Source organism: Serratia sp. EC4, from assembly GCF_059652115.1.
This window is the reverse complement of record NZ_JBNIDE010000001.1, coordinates 1346800-1366227: the sequence shown is the minus strand read 5'-3', so window position 1 is coordinate 1366227 and position 19428 is coordinate 1346800. Positions and strand designations below refer to the sequence as shown.

The following is a 19428-nucleotide window of genomic DNA, read 5'->3' as shown; positions in this document are numbered from 1 at the left end:
ATGACACAGGTTCAGAGCGGTATTCTGCTGGAGCACTGCCGTTTCGCCATTTTTATGGAAGCCAGCGTACAGGGCGAATTCGCCGACTTGCGCCAGGGCTGCAAGCAGTTTTGTCAGACCCTGAGCGAGCTGCAGCAGCAGTTCCCCGATGCGCGCCTCGGCGCGGTGATCGCTTTCGGTTACGACGTCTGGCACGATCTCTCCAGCGGCCAGGGCGCGAAAGAGTTGAAGCCGTTCACGCCGCTCGGCAAAGGGCTGGCGCCGGCCACCCAGCGCGATATGCTGATCCACATCCAGTCGCTGCGTCACGACGTCAATTTCACGCTGGCGCAGGCCGCGCTGGCGGCGTTCGGCAACGTCATCAAGATTGAAGAAGAAACCCACGGTTTCCGTTGGGTGGAAGAGCGCGATCTGAGCGGCTTCATCGACGGCACCGAAAACCCGCAGGGCGATCAGCGCCCGGCAGTGGCGACGATCGCCGAAGGCGAAGAGGACGCAGGCGGCAGCTACGTGCTGGTGCAACGTTACGAGCACAACCTGCGCCAGTGGCAGCGCTTTACCACCGAGCAGCAGGAGCAGATCATCGGCCGCACCAAGCACGACAGCGAAGAACTGCCTGCGGATCAGCGCCCGGATACCTCCCATGTCAGCCGCGTCGATTTGAAAGAGAACGGCAAGGGCCTGAAAATTCTGCGCCAGAGCCTGCCTTACGGCACCGCCAGCGGCAAGCACGGCCTGTTCTTCATCGCCTATTGCGCGCGCTTGCACAATATCGAGCAGCAACTGCTGAGCATGTTCGGCGATTTGGACGGCAAACGTGACGCGATGTTGCGCTTCAGCCGTGCAGTGACCGGCAGCTACTACTTTGCGCCATCGCTGACGCGCCTGCTGTCACTTTGACGCCGTCGCCGAAGCCGGCGCGTCCGGCTTCGGTCCGTTTTCCCGTCCCGAAAACGCCTCGCATTCCCTGCCTTATAGCGTTTGATGCTTGTAAATCACTAAACGGTATATAAAAGCGTTACAGCTCCGCACCGAGTTATAAATACACTGGTCGTCAATAAGGCGAAAGCCTGAAGGAATGACTCAGTGATAAGGTGCAGAATGAAACAAAACCGGGTTAAAAATCTCGTGCTGAAAGGTTGGCTGGCGGCTGCGCTGTTGGCGAGCGGCGCCGCATCGGCGGCGGAAATGCTGAACAGCTCTTATGACGTTTCCCGTGAATTGTTCGTCGCGCTGAATCCCGGCTTTGAACAGCAGTGGAATCAACAGCATCCGAACGACAAGTTGACCATCAAACAATCGCACGCCGGCTCGTCGAAGCAGGCGCTGGCGATCCTGCAGGGCCTGCGGGCCGACGTGGTGACGTACAACCAGGTCACCGACGTGCAGATCCTGCACGATCGCGGGCAGTTGATCCCGGCGGACTGGCAGGCGCGCCTGCCGAACAACAGCTCGCCGTTCTATTCCACCATGGCGTTTCTGGTGCGCAAGGACAACCCGAAGGGTATCCACACCTGGAACGATCTGGTGCGCGAAGACGTGAAACTGGTGTTCCCGAACCCGAAAACCTCCGGCAACGGCCGTTACACCTATCTGGCCGCCTGGGGCGCCGCCAGCCAGGCTGACGGCAACGATGCGGCCAAGACCCGCGCCTTTATGACCCGCTTCCTGAAAAACGTGCTGGTGTTCGATACCGGCGGCCGCGGCGCGACCACCACCTTCGTCGAGCGCGGTTTGGGCGACGTGCTGATCAGCTTCGAGTCCGAAGTGAACAATATCCGCAAGCAATACGGTGAAGACAAGTACGAAGTGATCGTGCCGCCGGTCGATATTCTGGCGGAGTTCCCGGTGGCCTGGGTTGACAAAAACGTCGAGCGCAACGGCACCGAACAGGCGGCCAAAGCCTATCTGAACTATCTCTACAGCCCGGCGGCGCAGCAGGTGATCACCAGCTTCTACTACCGCGTCTATGACCAGAAAGCGATGGCTGCCGCGAAGGGGCAATTCCCGGACACCCAACTGTTCCGGGTGGAAGACCAGTTCGGCGGCTGGCCGCAGGTGATGAAAACCCACTTCGCCACCGGCGGCGAGCTGGATCAGCTGTTAGCGGCAGGGCGCAAGTAAATGTTGGCGTTGTCGTCCAGTAAGCGGGTGCTGCCCGGATTTGGCCTCAGCCTCGGCAGCAGCCTGTTTTATACCTGTTTGATCCTGCTGCTGCCGCTCACCGCGCTGGTGATGCAGTTGGCGCAGATGAGCCTGGCGCAGTACTGGGAAGTGATTTCCAACCCGCAGGTGGTGGCGGCGTATAAAGTGACGCTGCTGGCGGCCGGCGTCGCCAGCCTGTTCAACGCGGTGTTCGGCATGCTGATGGCCTGGATCCTGACGCGTTATCGCTTTCCCGGCCGTTCGCTGCTGGACGGTCTGATCGATTTGCCGTTCGCGCTGCCGACGGCGGTGGCCGGCCTGACGCTGGCGGGGCTGTTTTCCACCACCGGCTGGTACGGCCAGTGGCTGGCGCACTTTGACATCAAGGTCACCTTCACCTGGCTTGGGATCGCGGTGGCGATGGCGTTCACCAGCCTGCCGTTTGTGGTGCGCACCGTGCAGCCGGTGCTGGAAGAGCTGGGGCCGGAATACGAAGAGGCGGCCGAGACGCTGGGCGCCACGCGTTGGCAGAGCTTTCGCCGCGTGGTGCTGCCTGAGGTGGCGCCGGCGCTGCTGGCCGGCACCGCCATTTCCTTTACCCGCAGTCTGGGCGAGTTCGGCGCGGTGATTTTCATCGCCGGCAATATCGCCTGGAAGACGGAAGTGACTTCGCTGATGATTTTTGTGCGTTTGCAGGAGTTCGATTACCCGGCGGCCAGCGCCATCGCCTCGGTGATCCTGGCGGCGTCGCTGTTGCTGCTGTTCAGCATTAACGTCTTGCAAAGCCGCTTTGGCAGACGTTTGGGAGGAGGGCACTGATGGCTGATGTTTCCGCCTTCAACGGCGCCGAGCGCCCGCGCGTCAACTGGGGCAAGTGGACGCTGATCGCCATCGGTACGCTGTTCTCGGTGCTGCTGCTGGTGGTGCCGATGATGTCGATTTTCGCCGAGGCCTTTTCCAAAGGATTCGGCGCGATGTGGAGCAATTTGCTCGATCCGGACATGCTGCACGCCATTTGGCTGACGGTCTTGATCGCGCTGATTACCGTGCCGTTTAACCTGGTGTTCGGCACGTTGCTGGCGTGGCTGGTGACGCGTTTCACCTTCCCCGGCCGCCAGCTGCTGCTGACGCTGATCGATATCCCGTTCGCCGTCTCACCGGTGGTGGCGGGGCTGATTTATCTGCTGTTTTACGGCAGCAACGGCCTGCTGGGCGGCTGGCTGGATGCGCATAACATCCAGATCATGTTCTCCTGGCCGGGCATGGTGCTGGTGACTATCTTCGTCACCTGTCCTTTCGTGGTGCGCGAGCTGGTGCCGATGATGCTCAGCCAGGGCAGCCAGGAAGATGAGGCCGCCATTCTGCTGGGGGCGTCCGTTTGGCAGATGTTCCGCCGCGTGACGCTGCCCAACATTCGCTGGGCGCTGCTGTACGGCGTGGTGCTGACCAACGCGCGCGCCATCGGCGAGTTCGGCGCGGTGTCGGTGGTGTCCGGTTCGATTCGCGGCGAAACCTACAGCCTGCCGCTGCAGGTCGAGCTGTTGCAGCAGGATTACAACACCGTCGGTTCCTTTACCGCCGCCGCGCTGTTGACCCTGATGGCGATCGTTACCCTATTTTTGAAGAGCGCGCTGCAGTGGCGTCTGGAACGTCAAAACGCGCGTCTCGAGCGGGAGGAAAATCATGAGCATTGAGATTAACGGCATCAACAAGTACTTCGGTCGCACCAAGGTATTGAACGATATCTCGCTCGATATTGCTTCCGGCGAGATGGTGGCGCTGCTTGGGCCATCCGGTTCCGGCAAGACCACGCTGCTGCGCATCATCGCCGGGCTGGAGAGCCAGAGTGGCGGCAAACTGGGTTTTCACGGCACCGACGTCAGCCACATGCATGCGCGCGACAGACGTGTCGGCTTCGTGTTTCAGCACTATGCGCTGTTCCGCCACATGACGGTGTTCGACAATATCGCCTTTGGCCTGACCGTACTGCCGCGCCGCGAGCGGCCGAACGCCGCGGCGATCAAACAGAAAGTCACTCAGTTGCTGGACATGGTGCAGCTTGGCCATTTGGCCAATCGCTACCCGTCGCAGCTGTCCGGCGGCCAGAAACAACGCGTGGCGCTGGCGCGCGCCCTGGCGGTGGAACCGCAAATTCTGCTGCTGGACGAGCCGTTTGGCGCGCTGGATGCGCAGGTGCGTAAAGAGCTGCGTCGCTGGCTGCGCCAGCTGCACGAAGAGCTGAAGTTCACCAGCGTATTCGTCACCCACGATCAGGAAGAGGCGATGGAAGTGGCTGACCGCATCGTGGTGATGAGCCAAGGCAATATTGAACAGGTTGGCTCGCCGGAGGAGATTATGCGCGAGCCGGCCAGCCGTTTCGTGCTGGAGTTTATGGGGGAAGTGAACCGTCTGAACGGCGAAATTCGCGGCTCCCAGCTGTTCGTCGGCGCGCACCAGTGGCCGCTGTCGTTCCAGCCGATGCACCAGGGCAGCGTCGATCTGTTCCTGCGCCCGTGGGAAATGGAAGTGGCGACCGAGAGCAGCGAGCGCTGCCCACTGCCGGTTCAGGTGTTGGAAGTCAGCCCGCGCGGCCATTTCTGGCAGCTGACGGTGCAGCCGATCGGCTGGCATCAGGAACCGATAAGCATAGTGTTGCCGGAAGGCAACGCCACGCCGGTGCGCGGCGGCCGTTATTACGTCGGCAGCCTCAATGCGCGGCTGTATGCCGGCGATCAACTGCTGCAACCTGTTGCGTTAGCCAAAAGCGCCTGATAGGTTTTAGCCAGTCCTTTTCTTTAAGGCAACCCCGGGGTTGCCTTTTTACTTTACGCACACCAACACACAGGCAAAGATCGTGACAACGCTCGAACAATGCATCGGGAATACCCCGCTGGTACAACTGCAACGGCTGGCCGCCCAGGCGGGCAGCGAGGTATGGGTCAAACTGGAAGGCAATAACCCGGCGGGATCGGTGAAGGATCGCGCCGCGTTGGCGATGATCCAGCAGGCGGAGTTGCGCGGAGAGATCAAGCCCGGCGACGTGCTGATCGAGGCTACCAGCGGCAACACCGGCATTGCACTGGCGATGATCGCTGCATTGAAAGGCTATGCGCTGAAGCTGCTGATGCCGGAGAACATGAGCCTGGAGCGGCAGGCGGCGATGCGCGCCTACGGTGCGGAACTGATCCTGGTCAGCCGTGAGCAGGGGATGGAAGGGGCGCGCGATCTGGCGCTGGATATGCAGCGCCAGGGGCAGGGCAAGGTGCTGGATCAGTTTAACAATTTCGACAATCCCTATGCCCACTTCACCACCACCGGCCCGGAGATCTGGCGCCAGACCGAAGGGCGCATCACGCACTTCGTTTCCAGCATGGGCACCACCGGCACCATTACCGGCGTGGGCGGTTACCTGAAGAGCCAGAATCCGCAGGTGCAGATCGTCGGCCTGCAGCCGGCGGAGGGCAGCAGCATCCCCGGCATTCGCCGTTGGTCGCCCGCTTACCTGCCGGGGATTTTCCGCCCGGAGCTGGTGGATCAGGTGTTGGATATCGAACAGGGCGATGCCGAGCAAACAATGCGCCAGTTGGCGCAGCGTGAAGGCATTTTCTGCGGCGTCAGCTCCGGCGGTGCCGTAGCCGGCGCCTTGCGCATCGCGGCGGCCCATCCTGGCAGCGTGGTGGTGGCGATCGTCTGCGATCGCGGCGACCGTTACCTCTCTACCGGCGTGTTCGACTGATCGCTCCTTCCCGGCGGTGTGTTCCGTCGGGAGAATCTTTCCCACTTTCCTTCCGACAGACGGCAGCCCCGCTTGCGTGGTTGCTGCCGCTTGCTCGTGCGCCAATGCCATGACTGAAGTAGAGAAATTGCGCGGCAGCGACCACAATAACGGTGGCGAGACGCAAAGAGCGATGTGTAAGGATTGAGTAAAACCGGCTGCGGGCCGGCGGAATTGGCGGGAAAATAACGAAAATCGGTGAAGGAGCAAGGCATGAAAATTTTACTGGTCGACGATGACCTGGAGCTTGGCACCATGCTGAGCGAATACCTGACGGGCGAAGGTTTCGACGCCACGCTGGTGCTGACCGGCAAGGCGGGGGTTGAGGGCGCGCTGTCGGGCGACTATACCGCGATGATCCTCGACATCATGCTGCCGGACATGAGCGGCATCGACGTGCTGCGCGATGTGCGTAAAAAGAGCCGGCTGCCGATCATCATGCTGACCGCCAAAGGCGACAACATCGATCGGGTGATTGGCCTGGAGATGGGCGCTGACGATTACATGCCCAAACCGTGCTACCCGCGCGAATTGGTGGCGCGTCTGCGCGCGGTGCTGCGCCGTTTCGAAGAGCGGCCGCAAGAGGCGGACGAGGAGGCCGCCATCAGCTTCGGCGAGCTGACGCTGAACCCTTCAACCCGCAGCAGCGAATGGCGCGGTAAGGCGTTTGATCTGACCGCTTCGGAATTCAATCTGTTGGAGCTGTTGCTGCGCGCGCCGGATCGCGTGGTATCGAAGGACGAACTGTCCGAGAAGGGGCTGGGGCGCCCGCGCGAGGCCTATGATCGCAGCGTGGACGTGCATATCAGCAATATCCGCCAGAAGCTGAGCGCGCTGGCCGGCAGTAAGCTCAGCATCGAGACGGTGCGCAGCATCGGCTATCGCATTCGGTAACCTGACATGCGCGGAAGACTGTTCTGGAAAATTTTACTCGGCTTTTGGCTGACCTTTCTCATCATGACGCAGGCGCTGTGGGTGGCGTTTTCTCTTTATGGCGATCGCTATGTGCCGCCGGAGAACGCCATGGCGCGACGGGCGATCGGCCTGCAGCTGACCTCCGCCGCCACCCAGTTGCGCAGTGGCGGCATGCCGGCGCTGGAAGCCTTGATGCGCGACTGGCCGGAGGACGATCGGCGTCTGCTGTCGGTGACGCCGATGACCCAACCGCCGCCTGCGCCGGAAGAACCGGTGTTTGAAGGGCGGCGGATGCCGAAAGCGATTTCCGCCTGGGTGCAGACCGGGGAAGGGCAGGGTTACTGGCTGAGCTATGACGTGCGCGGGCTGCGGGAAGAGTATCGGCCGGAGCGGCGTTCCCACTTCTTCAACATTCCTGCGCCGATGCTGTGGGTCGGCGGGCTGGGCGGTTTGCTGTTCAGCGCCGTGCTGGCCTGGAACCTGACCCGGCCGATGCGTCAGCTGCGCGGCGGCCTGGATCGGGTGGCGCAGGGCGATCTCTCGGTGCGGCTGTTTCCGACGATGCGGCGCCGCCATGACGAGCTGTCCGACGTGGCGCGCGATTTCGACACCATGGCCGAACGCCTGGAGCTGTTGGTCAGCGCCCGCGAGCAGCTGTTGCACGACGTCTCGCACGAGTTGCGTTCACCGCTGGCGCGCCTGCAGCTGGCGATCGGACTGGCGCGACAGAATGCCGGCAACGTCGAAACCTCGCTCAAGCGCATCGAACATGAGTCGGGGCGGCTGGACAAAATGATCGGCGAGCTGCTGGCGCTGTCGCGTACCGAACACAGCAGCCTGCCGGACGAGGAGTACTTCGATCTGTACGGCCTGGTGGACGCGGTGGTGAGCGATGCGCGCTACGAGGCGCAGGTGCCCGGCGTGGATATCGTGCTGCAGGCCGAATCGGACGTGGAGTATACCGTCAAGGGCAATGCGGAGCTGATGCGGCGAGCGGTGGACAACATCGTGCGCAATGCGCTGCGCTTTTCCAGCCACGGGCAGCGGGTGACGGTGGCGCTGTCGCGCGTCGATAACCAGTTCCAGATCGCCGTCAGCGATCAGGGGCCGGGGGTCGAAGAGGCGAAGCTGTCGAGCATCTTCGATCCGTTCGTGCGCGTGAAGTCGGCGCAGTCGGGCAAGGGCTACGGCCTGGGGCTGGCGATTACCCGCAAGGTGGTGTTGGCGCACGGTGGCCAGGTTGAGGCGCGCAACGGCGACAAAGAGGGGCTGGTCATTACCCTGCGTATCCCGCGCTGGCAATAATAGACTATCTTACTTGCCATTTTGAACTAGGGCAGTGCTCGCCTTCGTCACGTACTGCGTGTACGCTCCGAAGGTTGCGCGCTGTCCATGTTCAAACTGCCTGCGCCGATAACGTCTATTATCCGCGGCATACCCAAAGGATTTCGAATTGCAGCTAGGCGGCAAGCGGGGGAATCCCCGGGAGCTTACTCCGGTAAGTGACCGGGGTGAGCACGTGCGGCCAACAACGCTGCGGTTCGAAAGACGAAGGGGATAAAAAAAACGGCGCCGAGGGCGCCGTTTTTCTTGCTCATCCGCGATTACTTCTTGATGCGGATGATCGGGGTTTCGCCAACGGTCACGCTGCCCGACAGTTTGATCAGCTCTTTGATCTCGTCCATGTTGGAGATAACGACCGGCGTCAGGGTAGACTTGGCTTTCTCTTCCAGCAGTGGCAGGTTGAACTCGATAACGACGTCGCCTTTCTTGACGCGCTGGCCTTCTTCGGCGATGCGTTTGAAGCCTTCGCCTTTCAGTTCTACGGTATCGATGCCGAAGTGGACGAACAGCTCAATGCCGCTGTCGGATTCGATAGAGAATGCATGGTTGGTTTCGAAAATCTTGCCGATGGTGCCGTCAACCGGAGCAACCATTTTGTTGCCGGCCGGTTTGATGGCGATACCGTCGCCAACGATTTTTTCAGCGAACACTACGTCCGGCACATCTTCGATATTGACGATTTCGCCAGAAAGGGGAGCGACGATCTCGATAGTGCCCGTGTCTTTCTTGTCATCAGAAACCAGAGATTTCAGTTTATCGAACAAACCCATGATCTTCTCCTAAGCATTAAATTGGGCGGCGTTCCAGTGTCGTGGAAGTTTAGCAGAGCGTTTTTTCTTCGATGAATTTATTGACGCAATTCATCAGGTCTTGTGCCGTTGGCTGTGCCAAGGCCTGCGCTGCCAACGCCTTCACATCTTCGAAATTCGTGTTACGAATAATTTTCTTGATGCGCGGGATTGAAATCGCACTCATGCTGAACTCATCCAGCCCCATGCCCAATAACAACAGTGTAGCACGCTCATCGCCAGCCAGTTCGCCGCACATGCCGGTCCACTTGCCTTCCGCGTGAGATGCATCAATAACCTGTTTGATCAGGCCAAGCACTGATGGGGACATCGGGTTATAGAGATGAGAAATCAGCTCGTTGCCGCGATCTACCGCCAGAGTATACTGGGTTAGATCGTTTGTCCCAATACTAAAGAAGTCGACTTCTTTCGCCAGGTGGTGAGCGATGACCGCCGCAGCCGGTGTTTCCACCATCACGCCCACTTCGATGCTCTCGTCAAACGCCTTGCCTTCTTCGCGCAGCTGCGCCTTCAGCGTCTCGATTTCGCCTTTCAGATCGCGCACTTCTTCCACGGAGATGATCATCGGGAACATGATGCGCAGTTTGCCGAACGCCGAGGCGCGCAGGATGGCGCGCAGCTGGGCGTGCAGGATTTCACGGCGGTCCATCGCGATGCGGATGGCGCGCCAGCCGAGGAACGGGTTCTCTTCCTTCGGCAGGTTCATGTACGGCAGGTCTTTGTCGCCGCCGATGTCCATGGTGCGGACGATCACGGCCTGCGAGCCCATGGCTTCGGCCACGGCTTTATAAGCCTGGAACTGCTCGTCTTCGGTTGGCAGCGAGTCGCGATCCATGAACAGGAATTCGGTACGATACAGGCCGACGCCTTCCGCGCCGTTGCGCTCTGCACCTGCGACGTCGCGCACGGTGCCGATGTTGGCGCAGACTTCAACCTGATGGCCGTCCAGCGTAATCGCCGGCAGGTCCTTCAGCTTGGCCAGATCGTTTTTCTCGGTGATGTATTGGTTCTGGGCGGCTTTCAGCTGATCGATAACGTCAGCGGTCGGGTTAACGTAAATCTGGTTGTTAACCGCGTCCAGAATCAGGTAGTCGTCGTTCTTCACCTGCTTGGTCACGTCGCTGGTGCCGACGATCGCCGGCAGCTCCAGGGAGCGCGCCATGATAGAGGTGTGGGAAGTGCGGCCGCCGAGATCGGTAATGAAGCCCAGCACTTTGTCCAGGTTCAGCTGCGCGGTCTCGGACGGGGTCAGATCGGTGGCCACCAGGATCACTTCGTCCTGAATGGAGCCCAGATCGACGATCGGCATGCCCAGAATGTTCTGCAGCAGACGTTTGCCGATGTCGCGCACGTCGGCGGCGCGTTCTTTCAGGTATTCGTCGTCCAGCTCTTCCAGCGCTTTCGCCTGACCTTCGATCACGGTGTAGGCGGCGGCGTCTGCGGAGGCCAGATCGTCTTTGATTAGGGCTATGATTTCCTGCTCAAGCTCTTCGTCTTCCAGCAACATGATGTGGCCTTCGAAGATAGCTTCCTTCTCTTCGCCGAAGGTTTCGCCAGCTTTGGTCTTGATCGCTTCCAGCTGTTCGGACGCTTTCGCGCGGCCGGCCAGAAAACGCGAGACTTCCTGCTCTACTTGATCAGCAGAGATTTTCTTCCGGTTGATGACGATGTCGTCTTCTTTCAGCAAGAGAGCCTTACCAAAAGCGATGCCCGGTGATACTAAAATGCCTGAAATCATAACCCTACCTTACTCTTGACTGGTGTTAACTAAAAAGACGGGCCGATTACTCAAGCTCTGCCATCAGTTTTACCAAGTGCTCAACGGCTTTCTGCTCGTCTTCACCTTCAGCTGAGATGGTCACTACGGTCCCTTGAGTCAGCCCCAGAGTTTGCAGTTTGAACAGGCTTTTAGCGCTGGCGCTTTTGCCGTTGGAGGTCACGGTGATGTCAGACGTGAAGCCTTTGGCTTCTTTAACGAACTGAGCGGCAGGGCGAGTATGCAGACCATTCGGAGCGGTAATAGTAACTTCTTGCTGGAACATTGATGTTTCCCCAACTTATTGGATTAATGTTGTGGAGTTAAAGTTTAGCCCAGGGGCCTGACTTTAACTTGTCTGGTTATAGCGCCTGACTATGGACAGGGGCGAACGTTGATGCAACAGAAAACGACGCGTTAGGCACTTCAGATCAAAAAACTCGGCTTTTGACGTCGTTCCAATCCGCTCCCCATTATGCCCGATTCGCCGCATCGGCGACAGATGAGTAAATCGATTCAGCCTCGACCAGGCTCGGAGAGTGATTAATTTTGCGCATCGAAATAATGCACCGTTAAATACTAAAGGCGACGGGCAAAAGCAATCTTGGACTGCTATAAAGTTTGATCCAGTCCACAAAAAAGCACCCCACAGGGTGCTTTTTTAGCGATTTGTGCAGTGGCGGAATTACTGCTGCAATTCTTGCTCGGTGAACAGATCGGCGAACAGCGCGGTGCTGAGATAACGTTCGCCGGAAGAGGGCAGGATGACCACAATGGTCTTGTCGGCGAACGCCGGTTCTTCGGCCAGTTTTACCGCCGCTGCGACCGCTGCGCCGGAGGAGATGCCTGCCAGGATGCCTTCTTCGTCCATCAGGCGGCGCGCCATGCTGATGGCTTCGTCGTTGGAGATTTTTTCGACGCGATCCACCAGGTCAAGATCGAGGTTGCCTGGAATGAAGCCGGCGCCGATGCCCTGGATCTTGTGCGGGCCCGGTTTCAGCTCTTCACCGGCCAGCGCCTGGCTGATGACCGGCGAGTCGGTCGGCTCGACCGCCACGGTGGTGATGGCCTTGCCTTTGGTGTTCTTGATGTAGCGGCTGACGCCGGTCAATGTGCCGCCGGTGCCGACGCCGGAGATGAACACGTCGACTTCCCCATCGGTGTCTTCCCAGATTTCCGGGCCGGTGGTTTTTTCATGGATGGCCGGGTTGGCCGGGTTGCTGAACTGTTGCAGGATCAGGTAGCGGTTTGGATCGGTGGCGACGATCTCCTCCGCTTTGGCGATGGCGCCTTTCATGCCTTTCGCCCCTTCGGTCAGCACCAGATTGGCGCCCAGCGCCTTGAGCAGCTTGCGGCGCTCGATGCTCATGGTTTCCGGCATGGTTAGCGTCAGCTTGTAACCGCGCGCGGCGGCGACGAAGGCCAGCGCGATGCCGGTGTTGCCGCTGGTCGGCTCCACCAGTTCCTTGCCGGCGGTCAGCACGCCGCGTTGTTCCGCATCCCAAATCATATTGGCACCGATGCGGCATTTGACGCTGAAGCTCGGGTTGCGTGATTCAACCTTGGCCAGAATGCGTCCGTTGCCGATACGGTTCAGACGAACCAGCGGCGTATGGCCGATTGTTAATGAGTTGTCTTCATATATCTTGCTCATAGCCCGTCCTTTAACTCTATGAAAATGTGGGGAACATCGAAAGCATACGCTAACAGTACCGGCAGGGAAGTAAAGAATTGGTATATCTATATGTTATTAGGAAATAAGTTTTAAGCACAATGATAAGGGCGCGAAATGCGCGCCCTGTCGAAAATTTCCGCGCTGTCGGCGGCAAAAAACGGCGGTTATCGGACGAATTGCGAGCGGTAGCGATCGACCCACATCGCGGTGGCACCGCAGACGGCGACCGGCAGGATCACCAGGTTGAGGATCGGGATCATGGTGAACAGGCTGACCAGCGCGCCGAACTGCAGGTTGTCGGTTTTGTGCTGGCGCAAAGCGCGGCGCATGTCGGCAAAGCTCACCTTGTGGTTGTCGAACGGGTAGTCGCAATACTGGATCGCCAGCATCCAGGCGCTGAACAGGAACCACAGCACCGGCGCCACCGTCTGACCGATGCCGGGCACGAAGTACAGCGCCAGCAGCAGCAGCGCGCGCGGCAGGTAATACATCAGTTTGCGCCATTCGCGCGCCATGATGCGCGGCAGATCTTTGGCGATGCCGAGCAGGCCGGTGTCCGGCAGCGGTTTGCCGGTCAGGCTGCCTTCGAGCTGCTCGGCCAGCAGGCCGCAGAACGGCGCGGCGATCAGATTGGTGATGGTGCTGAACAGATAGCTGAACACCAGCAGCACCGAAATGACCGCCAGCGGCCACAGCAGGTAGCTCAACCATTGCAGCCAGTCGGGAACGTGGCTCATCATCGCCGGGATCCAGTCGCCGAGGCGGCTGAACAGCCACCAGAAAGCGGAACCCATCAGCAGCACGTTGACCAGCAACGGCAGGACCACATAGCGTTTAATCCCCGGGCGTGAAATCAGGCGCCAGCCTTCGGCGAAATAGTGAATGCCGCTGGTCGATCGGGGAGGGGGCTGCGTATAGGACATATCTTAAGTTATCTCGTTGTCTGAACAGGCATCATTATCATATAGGGATGATTTTCCACTGGCTAGGGTAGGGTTGGCTGAAAAACCAGCAGAAAAAGGCAGTATAATCATCTTTATTGGCATAAAGTTCAGCACGGACTTGCACTTGTGTGCGCGGGCAAATAGAGTTAAAGAGTGAATGTTTGCCGCGGTGGCAATGTATTGGAACAACAGAGATAGCAATGATGCAGGATTTGCGTCTGATATTAATCGTTGTTGGCGCGATCGCCATAATAGCGCTGTTATTGCACGGTCTGTGGACCAGTCGCAAAGAACGGTCAGCGCTCTTCCGCGATCGCCCAGCCAAACGTTCCCAAAAGGAACGTGAACAAACTCCGATCGACGATCTCGAAGAAGGCGTCGGTGAGGTGCGCGTACGCGCCGCTCACCCGCAAGACGAGCCGTCATTCGGCCATTTCGATGCCGCACGCGAAGAACCCGTGGCCGCGCCGAAGCCCGCTCCGGCGGCTGCGCCTGCGCCCCGCGCCGTTCAGCCGGCCGCTCATCAGACGCCGCCTCCGCTGTCTCAGCGGCCGGAGTATGATGACATCCTGCTGAACAACTACGCGCCGGACGAAGAACCGGCCGAGCCGCAGCAATCGCAACCGGCCGCGCGCCGCGAGCCGCGCGTTGACGATCTACCGCATGAACATGAGGCGCCGCTGGCGGCGGAACCGGCATTCCACGCCGAACCCGCCCCTGTGCAGCCCGCGCCGGAAGTCAAGCCTGCGTCGGAACCTGCACCGCAGCCGCAACAGCCGGCCGCTGCGCCAGTTCAGGCTAAACTGAAAGAGACCGTGCTGGTGCTGCACGTCGCGGCCCATCAGGGCGGCGTGATCGGCGGCGAAGTGCTGCTGCAGAGCGTGTTGCAAGCGGGCTTCCAGTTTGGCGAGATGGGCATCTTCCACCGCCATATCAGCCCGGCCGGCAGCGGCCCGGTGCTGTTCAGCCTGGCGAACATGGTCAAGCCGGGGTCGTTCGATCCTGACATGATGTCCGACTTCTCCACGCCGGGCGTGTCGATGTTCATGATGGTGCCGTCTTACGGCGACGCCAATCAGAACTTCAAGCTGATGCTGCAGTCGGCGCAGCGCATCGCCGACGACGTGGGCGGCGTGGTGCTGGACGACGAGCGCCGCATGATGACGCCGCAGAAGCTGGAAACCTACAAAGCGCGTATCCGTGAAGTGTTGGAAAACAACGCCTGACCGGGTTGCCGCGCGCACTGAACATCCGTAACAACAAAGCCCCCGCTAGCCGGGGGTTTTTTATCTTTGATGGTGAGCCATGGAATCGATAATCCAACAAATCAATCAACTACGAGCCACACTGCGCCATCATGAATACCAGTATCATGTACTGGATGCGCCGGAAGTGCCGGATGCGGAATATGACCGCCTGATGCGCGAACTGCGCGAGCTGGAGAGCGCGCATCCGGAGCTGATCACCGCCGATTCACCGACCCAGCGCGTGGGCGCGGCGCCGCTGGCGGCGTTCGACCAGGTGCGTCACGAAGTGCCGATGCTGTCGCTGGACAACGTATTCGACGAAGAAAGCTTCCTGGCGTTTTACAAGCGCGTGCAGGACAGGCTCAAAAGCAGCGATCCGCTGACCTTCTGCTGCGAACTGAAGCTGGATGGCCTGGCGGTCAGCCTGCTGTATGAAGACGGCGAACTGGTGCGCGCGGCGACGCGCGGCGACGGCACTACCGGCGAGAACATCACTACCAACGTGCGCACCATTCGCGCCATCCCGTTGCGCCTGACCGGCGACAATATCCCGCGCCGGCTGGAAGTGCGCGGCGAAGTGTTCATGCCGCAGGCCGGTTTTGAACAGATGAACGAAGAGGCGCGGCGCAAAGACGGCAAGGTATTCGCCAACCCGCGCAACGCTGCCGCCGGCTCGCTGCGCCAGCTCGATCCGCGCATTACCGCCAAACGCCCGCTGACCTTCTTCTGCTACGGCGTCGGCCTGCTGGAAGGCGGCGAGCTGCCGCGCAGCCACTTTGAGCGCCTGATGCAGTTCAAGGCCTGGGGCCTGCCGGTCAGCGATCGCGCCCAGCGCCGCACCGGCAGCGAGGAAGTGCTGGCGTTTTATCGTCAGGTCGAGCAGGACCGCGCACAGCTCGGTTTCGACATCGACGGCGTAGTGATCAAGATTGACGATATCGATCTGCAGGAAACGCTGGGCTTCGTGGCGCGTGCGCCGCGCTGGGCGACGGCGTTCAAATTCCCGGCGCAGGAGCAGATCACCGTGGTGCGCGAAGTGGAGTTTCAGGTTGGTCGCACCGGCGCGATTACGCCGGTGGCCCGCCTTGAGCCGGTGCTGGTGGCCGGGGTGACCGTCAGCAATGCGACCTTGCACAACGCCGATGAAATTGAGCGGTTGGGGCTGCGCATCGGCGATACGGTGATCGTGCGCCGCGCCGGCGACGTGATCCCGCAGGTGGTGGGGGTGCTGGAAGACCGTCGGCCGCAGGATGCGCGCGAAGTGGTGTTCCCGCTGCACTGTCCGGTGTGCGGCTCCGACGTTGAGCGCGTGGAAGGCGAAGCCGTGGCGCGCTGTACCGGCGGGCTGATCTGCGGCGCGCAGCGCAAAGAGGCCTTGAAGCACTTCGTTTCCCGTCGCGCGCTGGACGTCGAGGGCATGGGTGACAAGATCATCGAGCAACTGGTGGACAAGGAGTACGTGAAGAACCCGGCCGATCTGTTCCGCCTGTCCGCCGGCATTCTGACCGGTCTGGATCGCATGGGGCCGAAATCGGCGCAGAATCTGGTCAACGCGTTGGAGAAATCCAAGCAGACCACCTTCGCCCGTTTCCTGTATGCGCTCGGCATTCGCGAGGTCGGTGAAGCGACCGCCGCCAACCTGGCCGCGCATTTCGGTTCGCTGGAGAAGCTGTTCGCCGCCGATATCGAGGCGCTGAAAGAAGTGCCGGACGTCGGCGAAGTGGTGGCCAAACACACCCGCAATTTCCTCGATGAAGCGCTCAATCAGCAGGTGATCAACGAGCTGGTGGGCGCCGAGATCGGCATCCGCTGGCCGGCGCCGGTGGTGGTGGTAGCGGAAGAGATAGACAGCCCGTTCGCCGGAAAAACCGTGGTGCTGACCGGCTCGCTGAGCCAGCTGTCGCGCGACGAAGCCAAAGATCGCCTGACGGCGCTGGGCGCCAAGGTCAGCGGCAGCGTGTCGAAGAAAACCGATCTGGTGATCGCCGGCGAGGCGGCCGGCTCCAAGCTGGCGAAGGCGCAGGAGCTGGGTATCGCCGTGATCGACGAAGCGGAAATGATCCGCCTGCTGGGTGACTGATGGAAAAGGAAAACCTGCTGGAGATCGCCAATACCGTGATGCCGTTCGGCAAGTACCAGGGGCGGGTGCTGATCGACCTGCCCGAAGAGTACCTGCTGTGGTTCGCCCGTAAGGGCGAATTCCCCAAAGGCAAGCTCGGCATGCTGATGGAGATGACGCTGGCGATTAAAATCGAAGGGCTTGACCACTTGGTCAAGCCGCTGAAGAAAAGCTGATCTGACGGGCCTCGGCCCGTCTTTTTTTACCCGCGCGACGCCTGCGCGTTGGGTACCGCCTGCTGCGTCTGCTGCTTGCGCTGGTATCTTTTGGCCAGCACTGCGCAGGTCATCAACTGCACCTGATGAAACACCATCAGCGGCAGCACCATGATCCCCACCGTCGCCGCCGGGAACAGAATATTGGCCATCGGAATGCCGTTCGCCAGGCTCTTCTTCGATCCGCAGAACACGATGGTGATTTCGTCTGCCTTGCTGAACCCCAGCCAGCGCGCCATGTAAGTGTTCACCACCAGCACGATCGCCAGCAGCACGATGCTGCCGCCGACGATAAACGCCAGCGAACCGATCCCTACCTGATGCCAGATGCCGTGCGTGACCGCTTCGCTGAAGGCGGCGTACACCACCAGCAGAATCGAGGTCTGGTCGGTTTTGCCGATAAGCGGGCGATGGCGCTCGATCCAGCCGCCGATCAGCGGCCGCAGCAGGTGGCCGGCGACGAACGGCACCAGCAGCTGCAGCACGATCGAGCCCACCTGCCGCAGGCTGCCGGTATCGCCGTGCACGTTCATCAGCAGGCCGACCAACAGCGGCGACACGAAGATCCCCAGCAGGCTGGAGGCGGAGGCGCTGCACACCGCCGCCGCCACGTTGCCGCCCGCCAGTGAGGTGAAGGCGATGGCCGACTGCACGGTGGCGGGCAGGATGCACAGGTAGATGAAACCGGCGTACAGCTCGGGGCTGACGTCGATCGGCGCCCACCAGGCGAACAGCATCCCCAGCGCCGGAAAAATGATGAAGGTGCTGAACATCACCCACAGATGCAGCCGCCAGTTATTGCTGCCGGCCAGGATGGCCTCGCGCGACAGCTTGGCGCCGTGCATGAAGAACAGCAGGGCGATGGCGGCGATGGTCAGGGCGTTGAGCCAGCCGACGAACTCGCCGCGCGCCGGCAGGAACGACGCCAGCAGCACGGTGGCGATCAGCGTCAGGGTAAAACGATCGGGCAGGAATCTCATGGCGATGCGCTCGGGTAGAAAATCGATGGGGCTATTCTCCCGCGCGGGGATATAATAATTAAATTGATTTATTTAATTCATCTATGAATAAAACACATGAATTACTCACTCAAACAGCTGCGGGTGTTCGTCGTTGTCGCCCGCCACGGCAGCTTCAGCCGCGCCGGCGAGGCGATCGGCCTGACGCAATCGGCGGTCAGCCACAGCGTGAAAGAGCTGGAGGCGGAGGTCGGCGTGCGTTTGCTGGATCGCACCACGCGTGAAGTGGTGTTGACCGACGCCGGCCTGCGGCTGGCCAACCGGGTTGAACGGTTGCTGGACGAACTGCAGGCTGCTTTGCTGGATGCGCGCAGCTTTGGCGTACAGCGCAGCGGCACGGTGCGGGTGGCGACGAGCCAGACCATTTCCGCCCATCTGATGCCGCAGTGCATCGCCGCCGGCGAGCGCCAATACCCGGAGATCCGCATCATGCTGCGCGATCAGGCGCAGCAGCAGGTGCTGCACAGCGTGCGTAACGCCGAGGTGGATTTCGGCATCGTGGTCGATCCGGTGCAAGCGGTGGATCTGGAGTGCGAAGCGGTGCTGCATGAACCGTTCCTGTTGCTGTGCCGCGACGATCACCCGTTTGCTGCGCAGCAGGCGGTACGTTGGTCGGCATTGAACGGCTGCCGTCTGGTGCTGCAGGATTATGCGTCGGGCAGCCGGCCGCTGATTGACAGCGCGCTGAGGCAGCAGGGCGTGGAGGCGCAGGTGGTGCAGGAAATCGGCCATCCGGCGACGCTGTTCCCGATGGTGGCGGAGGGGATCGGCATCAGCATTTTCCCGGCGTTGGCGCTGCCGCTGCCGGAAGGGGGGCGGCTTCGGGTACGGCGGCTGGTGCCGGAAGTTAACCGCGCGCTGATGCTGGTGCGCCGCAAGAACCGCTCGCTGACGCCGGCGGCGGAGGCCATCTGGCAGGTGGCGCGTCAGCAGGCGGCGCTACTGCAACAGCGCCGGCGGGAAAACGCGGAATATTGAGTCAGATATAGACGTCCACCGCGTTGAGCGGCGTTGGGCGGTTGACGCCGTCGCCGGCTCGCGCCGCGGCTTTTTCCATTTGCTCCTGCTGCTGCTTTTCCATTTCTTCTTTCTGGATGCGCGCGATCTCGGCTTGCAACATCTTGATCTGCGCTTCGATCAGCTGTTTCTGCTTTTCGATTTCCTTAGGATCGGCGTCGGAGTCCTTCAGTTCCACCAGCTTTTGCTGCAGCGCCTGACTCTGCCGGTTCAGCGCCTTGATGCGCGCCGAGGCGCGGCTTTCGTTGAGATTAACCGGTTCGTCATTGCCGTTGGCGCGTTCGTTTTTCTCCATCTTGCCGCCTTGCGGCTGGTTGTTGACCGGCTTGGCCATCAGCAATTCGCCCTGATGGCCCGGCGCGCTGAACACGTTGCTGACGCCGGGGACGGTATTTTTGATCGGTACGATCATGGTGATGGTGGTCGACATGGTTGCTCTCCCTGAGTC

Annotated in this window: 19 protein-coding genes; 12 read left to right on the top strand and 7 right to left on the bottom strand. The window is 60.6% G+C overall.

Annotated features, from left to right (window positions below):
- From ACP39K_RS06435 to ACP39K_RS06400, 8 genes are all read left to right on the top strand, one after another.
- Complete coding sequence (locus ACP39K_RS06435) at positions 1-900, top strand: Dyp-type peroxidase (protein WP_004936493.1); 900 nt, start codon at positions 1-3, stop codon at positions 898-900.
- 201 nt (positions 901-1101) lie between these two features.
- Positions 1102-2124, top strand: coding sequence for a sulfate ABC transporter substrate-binding protein (locus ACP39K_RS06430; protein ID WP_497008371.1), 1023 nt, complete (start codon positions 1102-1104; stop codon positions 2122-2124).
- Complete coding sequence (cysT, locus tag ACP39K_RS06425; RefSeq protein ID WP_019453852.1) at positions 2125-2964, top strand: sulfate/thiosulfate ABC transporter permease CysT; 840 nt, start codon at positions 2125-2127, stop codon at positions 2962-2964.
- Positions 2964-3839: a sulfate/thiosulfate ABC transporter permease CysW gene (gene cysW / locus ACP39K_RS06420; RefSeq protein WP_497008370.1), complete on the top strand. Its 876-nt coding sequence runs from the start codon at positions 2964-2966 to the stop codon at positions 3837-3839. Before cysT ends, cysW begins: the two co-directional genes overlap by 1 nt.
- Entirely contained in the window at positions 3829-4917 is a 1089-nt protein-coding gene (cysA, locus tag ACP39K_RS06415; RefSeq protein WP_025303786.1) for a sulfate/thiosulfate ABC transporter ATP-binding protein CysA, read from the top strand. Before cysW ends, cysA begins: the two co-directional genes overlap by 11 nt.
- A gap of 82 nt (positions 4918-4999) precedes the next feature.
- Positions 5000-5881, top strand: a complete 882-nt coding sequence (gene cysM, locus ACP39K_RS06410) for a cysteine synthase CysM (protein ID WP_497008369.1) — start codon at positions 5000-5002, stop codon at positions 5879-5881.
- 252 nt (positions 5882-6133) lie between these two features.
- Complete coding sequence (locus ACP39K_RS06405; RefSeq protein ID WP_016926783.1) at positions 6134-6814, top strand: response regulator transcription factor; 681 nt, start codon at positions 6134-6136, stop codon at positions 6812-6814.
- A 6-nt stretch (positions 6815-6820) separates the two neighbouring features.
- Positions 6821-8140, top strand: coding sequence for an ATP-binding protein (locus ACP39K_RS06400; RefSeq protein ID WP_033639703.1), 1320 nt, complete (start codon positions 6821-6823; stop codon positions 8138-8140).
- 299 nt (positions 8141-8439) lie between these two features.
- Here ACP39K_RS06400 and crr read toward each other — a convergent pair whose 3' ends face one another.
- From crr to cysZ, 5 genes are all read right to left on the bottom strand, one after another.
- Positions 8440-8949 (bottom strand): PTS glucose transporter subunit IIA, encoded by a 510-nt coding sequence (gene crr / locus ACP39K_RS06395; protein WP_004936467.1) that lies wholly within the window; start codon positions 8947-8949, stop codon positions 8440-8442.
- 49 nt (positions 8950-8998) lie between these two features.
- Positions 8999-10726, bottom strand: coding sequence for a phosphoenolpyruvate-protein phosphotransferase PtsI (ptsI, locus tag ACP39K_RS06390; protein ID WP_004936461.1), 1728 nt, complete (start codon positions 10724-10726; stop codon positions 8999-9001).
- Positions 10727-10772: 46 nt separating this feature from the next.
- On the bottom strand, positions 10773-11030 hold the full coding sequence (gene ptsH / locus ACP39K_RS06385; RefSeq protein ID WP_004936458.1) for a phosphocarrier protein Hpr: 258 nt from the start codon (positions 11028-11030) through the stop codon (positions 10773-10775).
- Between the two features lie 399 nt (positions 11031-11429).
- Positions 11430-12398: a cysteine synthase A gene (cysK, locus tag ACP39K_RS06380; RefSeq protein WP_016926786.1), complete on the bottom strand. Its 969-nt coding sequence runs from the start codon at positions 12396-12398 to the stop codon at positions 11430-11432.
- Positions 12399-12583: 185 nt separating this feature from the next.
- Positions 12584-13342: a sulfate transporter CysZ gene (cysZ, locus tag ACP39K_RS06375; protein ID WP_033639704.1), complete on the bottom strand. Its 759-nt coding sequence runs from the start codon at positions 13340-13342 to the stop codon at positions 12584-12586.
- A gap of 221 nt (positions 13343-13563) precedes the next feature.
- Here cysZ and zipA point away from each other — a divergent pair, with 221 nt between their 5' ends.
- The 3 genes from zipA to ACP39K_RS06360 all read left to right on the top strand — a co-directional run bounded on the left by zipA (position 13564) and on the right by ACP39K_RS06360 (position 16905).
- Positions 13564-14589 (top strand): cell division protein ZipA, encoded by a 1026-nt coding sequence (zipA, locus tag ACP39K_RS06370; RefSeq protein ID WP_016926788.1) that lies wholly within the window; start codon positions 13564-13566, stop codon positions 14587-14589.
- A 79-nt stretch (positions 14590-14668) separates the two neighbouring features.
- Positions 14669-16690, top strand: coding sequence for an NAD-dependent DNA ligase LigA (gene ligA, locus ACP39K_RS06365; protein ID WP_004936443.1), 2022 nt, complete (start codon positions 14669-14671; stop codon positions 16688-16690).
- The gene (locus ACP39K_RS06360) at positions 16690-16905 is read left to right on the top strand and encodes a DUF3820 family protein (RefSeq protein ID WP_004936441.1); all 216 of its coding nucleotides are present in this window, start codon (positions 16690-16692) and stop codon (positions 16903-16905) included. The genes ligA and ACP39K_RS06360 overlap by 1 nt, the downstream gene beginning before the upstream one ends.
- A gap of 26 nt (positions 16906-16931) precedes the next feature.
- On the opposite strand, the gene ACP39K_RS06355 is transcribed toward ACP39K_RS06360, so the two are convergent.
- Complete coding sequence (locus tag ACP39K_RS06355) at positions 16932-17924, bottom strand: bile acid:sodium symporter family protein (protein ID WP_016926790.1); 993 nt, start codon at positions 17922-17924, stop codon at positions 16932-16934.
- 96 nt (positions 17925-18020) lie between these two features.
- Between ACP39K_RS06355 and ACP39K_RS06350 the strand changes: the two genes are divergently transcribed.
- Positions 18021-18941, top strand: coding sequence for a LysR family transcriptional regulator (locus ACP39K_RS06350; protein WP_033639707.1), 921 nt, complete (start codon positions 18021-18023; stop codon positions 18939-18941).
- 1 nt (position 18942) lies between these two features.
- Here the strand turns inward: ACP39K_RS06350 and ACP39K_RS06345 are convergent, their stop codons facing one another.
- Complete coding sequence (locus ACP39K_RS06345) at positions 18943-19410, bottom strand: FlxA-like family protein (protein ID WP_497008368.1); 468 nt, start codon at positions 19408-19410, stop codon at positions 18943-18945.
- Positions 19411-19428: the final 18 nt, after the last annotated feature.

Bases quoted from the DNA above. Each gene is read 5' to 3' on its own strand.
- ACP39K_RS06350 (WP_033639707.1), top strand. From the start codon at position 18,021: ATGAATTACTCACTCAAACAGCTGCGGGTGTTCGTCGTTGTCGCCCGC.
- ACP39K_RS06355 (WP_016926790.1), bottom strand. From the start codon at position 17,924: ATGAGATTCCTGCCCGATCGTTTTACCCTGACGCTGATCGCCACCGTG.
- cysZ (WP_033639704.1), bottom strand. From the start codon at position 13,342: ATGTCCTATACGCAGCCCCCTCCCCGATCGACCAGCGGCATTCACTAT.
- ligA (WP_004936443.1), top strand. From the start codon at position 14,669: ATGGAATCGATAATCCAACAAATCAATCAACTACGAGCCACACTGCGC.
- ACP39K_RS06430 (WP_497008371.1), top strand. From the start codon at position 1,102: ATGAAACAAAACCGGGTTAAAAATCTCGTGCTGAAAGGTTGGCTGGCG.
- cysA (WP_025303786.1), top strand. From the start codon at position 3,829: ATGAGCATTGAGATTAACGGCATCAACAAGTACTTCGGTCGCACCAAG.
- ACP39K_RS06405 (WP_016926783.1), top strand. From the start codon at position 6,134: ATGAAAATTTTACTGGTCGACGATGACCTGGAGCTTGGCACCATGCTG.
- ACP39K_RS06400 (WP_033639703.1), top strand. From the start codon at position 6,821: ATGCGCGGAAGACTGTTCTGGAAAATTTTACTCGGCTTTTGGCTGACC.
- cysK (WP_016926786.1), bottom strand. From the start codon at position 12,398: ATGAGCAAGATATATGAAGACAACTCATTAACAATCGGCCATACGCCG.
- zipA (WP_016926788.1), top strand. From the start codon at position 13,564: ATGATGCAGGATTTGCGTCTGATATTAATCGTTGTTGGCGCGATCGCC.
- crr (WP_004936467.1), bottom strand. From the start codon at position 8,949: ATGGGTTTGTTCGATAAACTGAAATCTCTGGTTTCTGATGACAAGAAA.
- ACP39K_RS06360 (WP_004936441.1), top strand. From the start codon at position 16,690: ATGGAAAAGGAAAACCTGCTGGAGATCGCCAATACCGTGATGCCGTTC.
- ptsH (WP_004936458.1), bottom strand. From the start codon at position 11,030: ATGTTCCAGCAAGAAGTTACTATTACCGCTCCGAATGGTCTGCATACT.
- cysT (WP_019453852.1), top strand. From the start codon at position 2,125: ATGTTGGCGTTGTCGTCCAGTAAGCGGGTGCTGCCCGGATTTGGCCTC.
- ACP39K_RS06345 (WP_497008368.1), bottom strand. From the start codon at position 19,410: ATGTCGACCACCATCACCATGATCGTACCGATCAAAAATACCGTCCCC.
- cysW (WP_497008370.1), top strand. From the start codon at position 2,964: ATGGCTGATGTTTCCGCCTTCAACGGCGCCGAGCGCCCGCGCGTCAAC.
- ptsI (WP_004936461.1), bottom strand. From the start codon at position 10,726: ATGATTTCAGGCATTTTAGTATCACCGGGCATCGCTTTTGGTAAGGCT.
- ACP39K_RS06435 (WP_004936493.1), top strand. From the start codon at position 1: ATGACACAGGTTCAGAGCGGTATTCTGCTGGAGCACTGCCGTTTCGCC.